4 protein-coding genes and 2 pseudogenes are annotated in these 5,620 nt (G+C 61.6%); all 6 read right to left on the minus strand.

Annotated features, from left to right (window positions below; all coding sequences use genetic code 11):
• Positions 1–375: 375 nt before the first annotated feature.
• Positions 376–1,539 (minus strand): annotated as a pseudogene (gene tnpC, locus Q2941_RS50410) (IS66 family transposase); the annotation flags it as partial.
• Positions 1,540–1,783: 244 nt separating this feature from the next.
• A complete protein-coding gene (istB, locus tag Q2941_RS50415; RefSeq protein WP_458197366.1) occupies positions 1,784–2,524 on the minus strand; it encodes an IS21-like element helper ATPase IstB in 741 nt (246 codons plus the stop codon).
• Between the two features lie 9 nt (positions 2,525–2,533).
• On the minus strand, positions 2,534–4,057 hold the full coding sequence (istA, locus tag Q2941_RS50420; protein WP_458197367.1) for an IS21 family transposase: 1,524 nt from the start codon (positions 4,055–4,057) through the stop codon (positions 2,534–2,536).
• Between the two features lie 201 nt (positions 4,058–4,258).
• Positions 4,259–4,687 (minus strand): annotated as a pseudogene (locus tag Q2941_RS50425) (transposase domain-containing protein); the annotation flags it as partial.
• A 43-nt stretch (positions 4,688–4,730) separates the two neighbouring features.
• Positions 4,731–5,078 carry an IS66 family insertion sequence element accessory protein TnpB gene (gene tnpB, locus Q2941_RS50430; protein WP_050382259.1) on the minus strand — a complete coding sequence of 116 codons (348 nt, stop codon included), beginning with the start codon at positions 5,076–5,078 and terminating at the stop codon, positions 4,731–4,733.
• On the minus strand, positions 5,075–5,470 hold the full coding sequence (gene tnpA, locus Q2941_RS50435) for an IS66-like element accessory protein TnpA (RefSeq protein ID WP_173637247.1): 396 nt from the start codon (positions 5,468–5,470) through the stop codon (positions 5,075–5,077). The genes tnpB and tnpA overlap by 4 nt, the downstream gene beginning before the upstream one ends.
• Positions 5,471–5,620 lie beyond the last annotated feature (150 nt).

Below are 5,620 nucleotides of genomic sequence, written 5' to 3' on the forward strand. Positions count from 1 at the left end.
TGGGGGTATAAAATCTCAAACACCAATCAGCCGACTCGGTCTAACCGAGGACAACCTCTTGAGGCTCCACACCTAGGCGGCCCGAATCCTATGCAGGTGACCTGATGACTGAGCGTCTGGCGCTGCCTCCCTAGTATCTCGCAGGCGCGCTTGACATCATCGGCTGCAGCAGCATCTGCATCCGATTTAATGCCCGAAATGTTGTCTGACACGTGCTTGGTACCGTCAGCTGACCGTTAGTGAGGCATGTTGCGATCGGAAGTTCGATTTTGGCCGAATGAGGCGTCATCCGAGCACTTTCGGCACCTCGATCGACCAAAGGCGCGTACGCATCCGGTCAGCACCCCGGGCAGGCGCGCCGGTCAGCCGTGGCGCTCAGGCGGCAGCCGCTCTGGATTGTTGGGTCGCCTTCCAATTCCACGGGAGCAGGTCGGCGACTTTGTTGACGGGGTGATCTGGAAGCCTGGCCAACACATCCGCGAGCCAAGCTTGCGGATCAACGTCGTTCATCTTGCAGGTTTCGATCAGGGTATAGACGGCGGCGGCGCGATGGCCGCCGGCATCTGAACCGGCGAAGGTCCAATTTCGCCTTCCGACAGCCACACCGCGTAACGCTCGTTCGGCAGCGTTGTTCGAGAGGCAGACGCGACCATCGTCCAGGAAGCGGGTGAACGCCGCCCAACGGTTGAGCAGGTAGTTGATCGCCTTTGCAGTATCGTTGCCTGATGAGAGCAAGGTTCGCTGCTGACGCATCCAGATTTCGAGATCGGCGACGATCGGCCTCGACTTATCACGACGTACCGCAAGCCGCTGTTCCGGCGTTTTGCCGTTGATGGTGCGCTCGATCTCGAACAGGATATCGATGCGTCGCACGGCCTCGCTGGCAATCGGCGCCTCTCCAGATTTCGCCAGGTCGAAGAACTTTCTGCGGCCGTGGCTCCAACAGGCCGCTTCAAGGATCGGAGCTGGCTTCCTTGGGGCCTTGTAGAGCTGGTTATACCCATCGAAGGCATCGGCCTGCATGAGGCCGACATAGCCGGCAAGATGGCTTTGCGGGTGTTCTCCAGCCCGGTTGCGTGAGTAGTAGAACAGGGCCGCCGGCGGATCCGTGCCGCCAAACGGCCGGTCATCGCGAACATAGGTCCAGATCCGGCCGGTAACCGTCTTGAGCTTGGCCAGCACCGGCACCGTCGTATCGTCGGCGTGGATGCGTTCCGCGCTCATGACGTGGATCCGGATCGCCTCAATGATGGGATCGAGTGCCACCACGCAGGCGCCGATCCGATCCGCCAGGGTCGAGACGTCGATCTCGATCCCTTCGCGGGCATAGGTCTTGCTCTGCCGGTTCAATGGCTGGTGCAGCAGGAACTTGTTGACCAGCACCATCGCCAGCAGGCTCGGCCCGGCAAAGCCTCGCGGGATCGGATGGGAGGGCGCCGGCGCCTCGGTGATTGCCTCACAATCCCGGCAGGAGAACTTTTCGCGGACATGCTCGATAATCTTCCAGCGCCGCGGCTCACATTCCAGGGTCTTCGATACCACTTGCGGATTCCAATGATCGCGCGCAGTTATTCCAATCTGATGCCGCGCAGCGTTCTGATCTGATCGCGCGCAGGTGAAGCACCCGATCGTTAGGGGTAATTGGCCTATCGTTAGCCGGTGGTCAAGCGGGCGTGGTCGCTCCGACGGAGTGAAGCTGACCGGACGCGCACCCCCAACAGTGCCGTAGCGGCCGGTCAGCTTCGCGGGCTGCAGTCTCGGTCTTCATCGGCCGACGATGTGGTCAAGGCCGAGGAAGGACAGGCGGGCGACGCATGGATTCACCGTTCAGTTCAAGCCTGTGAGCGTTGTGAAGCAGGCGATCAAGTATGGCATCAGCGTAAGTCGGGTCATTTATGAGCTCATGCCATTTGGCAATTGGAAGCTGGCTGGTGACGAGTGTTGACCGACGGCCGTAGCGGTCTTCGAGGATTTCGAGCAGATAGTGACGGGCATTGGCGTCGATGGCTTGGAGGCCCCAATCGTCCAAAATGAGGAGGTCGACGGCGGCGATGCTCTTCATGCGCGAGGCGAGTCGGCCATCGCCCCGAGCAAGGTCCAGCTCTTCGATCAATCGCGGCAGACGGGTGTAAAGTACAGATTGGTTGTCCCGGCAGGCCTTGTGGCCGAGTGCACAACCAAGCCAGCTTTTCCCGACGCCAGTTGGCCCGACAATGGCGCAATTCTCATGGTTCTTGATCCAGTCTCCCTTGAGCAGCATGTCGAACAAACGGCGGTCCAGCCCACGGGAAGCGCGGTAGTCGATATCCTCGGGCACGGCATGATGACGCAGCTTTGCCTTGCGAAGACGAAGCGCCAGGCGCCGGTTGTTGCGCCAAGTCGCCTCATGGTCCAGCAGCAACGCCAGCCATTCAGCGTGAGCGAGACCCTGGACCTCCTCGTTGTCGGTGAGGCTCGTGAAGGCCTCGGCCATGCCGGTAAGGCCGAGTCGGGTGAGCAAGTCGAGTGTGGGGTGTGTCAGCATTTTCTTCCCTTAGTGGTAATAATCCGAACCTCGGATGTTGGTGTGGATGATCGGCTCGCGCTCGGGGGACGCAGGCGTTGGGACGCGATCGAGGCCCTTCTCGAGGATCGATTTGACGCTTGGGTAGTTGCGAGCCTGGATCTCGATCGCGCGCAGCGCGGCCGCCTCGAGGCGCTCGGCGCCAAAGCGCTTCTCAAGCCGGAGGATACCCAGGCACGAACGATAGCCCTGTTCGGGATGCGGCCGATCCTCGATGATCCGGTCGACCAGCACGCGCAGCATCGGGCCGATCCGGCTTGCCTCGCTGCGGATCTTTGCCGGCGTCCACTCGCCATAGCGCCGGTGGCTCGAAGGCATGTGGGCGCTGGTCGTCGTGTGCCGCCCGTTGCCACTGCTGCGCATGTGCGCGGCGATACGCTCGCCTCCCAGGAAGATTTCAACCGTTCGTGCGCTGATCCGCGCTTCTACCTCTCGACGGGCGAAGCGATAGGGCACCGAGTAGTAGTGTCGTTCGATCTCGACGTGATAGTCGAGCCCGACCCGGCATCGGCGCCATTCGGCATGGACCCACGGCTCGCCGGGAAGCGGTTTAAGATTTGGCGCATCAATTTCCTCGAACAGCTGGCGCCGTGTGCGGCCATACTGACGCAACACCCGTCCGTCATTGAGCTTGGCCAGCCACTCGGCGATCGCACGGTTAAGTTCGGCCAGGCTGTAAAAAGTTCGGTTGCGCAGCCGCCCCAGCAGCCAACGCTCGATGATTCCGACGCAGGCCTCAACCTTCGCCTTATCTCTCGGGCGACGCGGCCGTGCTGGCAAAATTGCCGTGCCGTAATGCTGCGCCATATCGCTGTAGCTGCGGTTGACCATAGGGTCATAGAGGCAGGCCTTGATCACCGCGATCTTGGCGTTGTCGGGCACCAGGAGTTGCGTCGCGCCGCCAAAAAAGCTGTAGGCCGCGTTGTGTCCCGCGATCCAGTCGCCGAGTTGCTCGGCCCACGTCGCCATCGCGAACGACAAGCTGGATGCGCCCATGACCGCGACGAAGATGTGCGCGTCGCGCACCTCGCCAGTCTTGCGGTCAACCACCGGCACCGTGTCGCCGGCATAGTCGACAAACAATTTCTCGCCGCCGCCGTGGTGCTGGCGCATCACCAGCGGCAGCCGGCCTTCCCAGTTGCGGAACAAGTCACAGAAGCGGCTATATCGGTACCCGTCCGGATGCTCTGCAATGTACTCGTCCCACAGCACCTGCAAGGTTACATGCTTGCGCTTGAGCTCGCGGGCAATCATGGACCAGTCAGGTTCGGCCACCTTGCGGCGACCAGGCTTCACGCCAGGCACCCCGTACAGCAGTTGCTCCAGCTCGGCGTCGCTTATCGCTTCCGGGACTGGCCATGCCAGACCCGCGCCCGCAAACCGCTTCAGCGTGTCACGTACCGTCGTCGGCCCGACGCCGATACGTTCGCCAACCACGCGCGTCGAGAGCCCGGCCTCAAGGCTCAACCTCACAATCTCGCGCACCTGGCGCATGATAACCCTCCTCGTCGGCATCCAATTCTCCCAGCTGTTTCCAGCCGGAGAAATGGCTCAACGATCAGGCTTCACACCATGCGAAACTGCGCGCGATCAAGTCGGAATCCTGCGCGGATAATGCTCGGAATGCTGCGCGCGATCATTTCGGAACCCCGCGCGCCATCAAATCGGTACGGTGCGCGCGATGATCTCGGAATCGGCAACCACTTCGCCGAGCTTGTGCAGTCGCTCGCTGCCGCACTTGCCACATACGCAAGGAGCGGGTTCGACGATGCGTTCGATCGGCAGATTGTCCGGCAACGGACGTCGCGGCGGCCGTGGATTTTGCACGCGCTGCTGTTTGGCGGCTTCCGGCGCTGCGAGCTCGGCCTTGGTTTCCTGCTCAGCCTGGGTCTCTTCAAGATCCTCGATGGCAAGTTCGAGCTGCTCGACCAGCAGCTTGCCGCGCTCAGAGGATTGCCCGAACTGTTCTCGCCGTGCCTTGGCCAGCATCAGCTTCAGCCGCTCGATCTCCAGCCGGCCGACGGTCACTTCGCTCTTCGCCAGCGTCAGCTGCTCGCGCTGCGCAATGATCATCGCGTGTGCTGCGGCAAGGTCGGTGGGAAGCGGATCGGCGGGCGTCGTCACGAGGACGAATCAACCATATTCGTCGCAAAAAATCCCGCTCGATTTAACCGGAAGCCTGTGGACGCCAGGTTGCCTGCGGCATCCGCCAATCAATTCCGGAGAGGAGATAGGATAGCTGCGCAACGCTGATCGTCACAACGCCATCCGCCATTGATGGCCACAAAAAGCGGCCTCGCTCCAGCCGCTTCGTGAACAGACACGCGCCTTGGCCATCATGCCAGATGATCTTGATCAGGTCGCCGCGGCGGCCTCTAAAAACATAGAGATCACCGGCATGCGGATCACGCTTCAAACTCTCCTGGACCAGACGCGCGAGGCTCGGGAAGCCGCGGCGCATATCGGTGTGGCCGGTCGCAAGCCACACCCGCACATTACCCGGTATGGCAATCATCGGCGCTCAAGTACCTCGAGGACCCGCGCCAGCGCTTCTGGATCGACGTGCGAGTCCACTCGGATGCGTCGCCGGTTACCGAGGTCGATCTCGATCAATCCAATACGCGCGGCCACTACAGACCGCCCTCGGCTATCACCCGCAGGTAAGAGCTTCGGAGTTTCCTCCGCCTCCGTGGCGGCGATCTGCACCGGCGCAAAAGACGGTGCGACCTGCTCGGATGTCCGCGCTTGACGACGCCAGGTGAACACCAGGCTGGCCGCTACTCCGTTGCGACGTGCAACCGCTGTCACCTTTGCGCCCGGCGCCAACGTCTCCTCGACAATCCGTGCCTTGTCATCCTGCGACCAACGCCGCCGACGCTCCAGCCCGCCCAAAACCTCGACCCGCATCGCCTGATGACCTTAAAGCTAGACTTAAGGTCACACGCTTGGCGAATTACAGCGTGTCAGACAAGACGGCGCCCGCCGGCTTTCAATTACCCACAAGTGCTTGATTCATTTGCGGGAGGCTCGATCGAAGAATCTTGAATCGGATGAATC

This window comes from Bradyrhizobium sp. UFLA05-153, assembly GCF_054185185.1.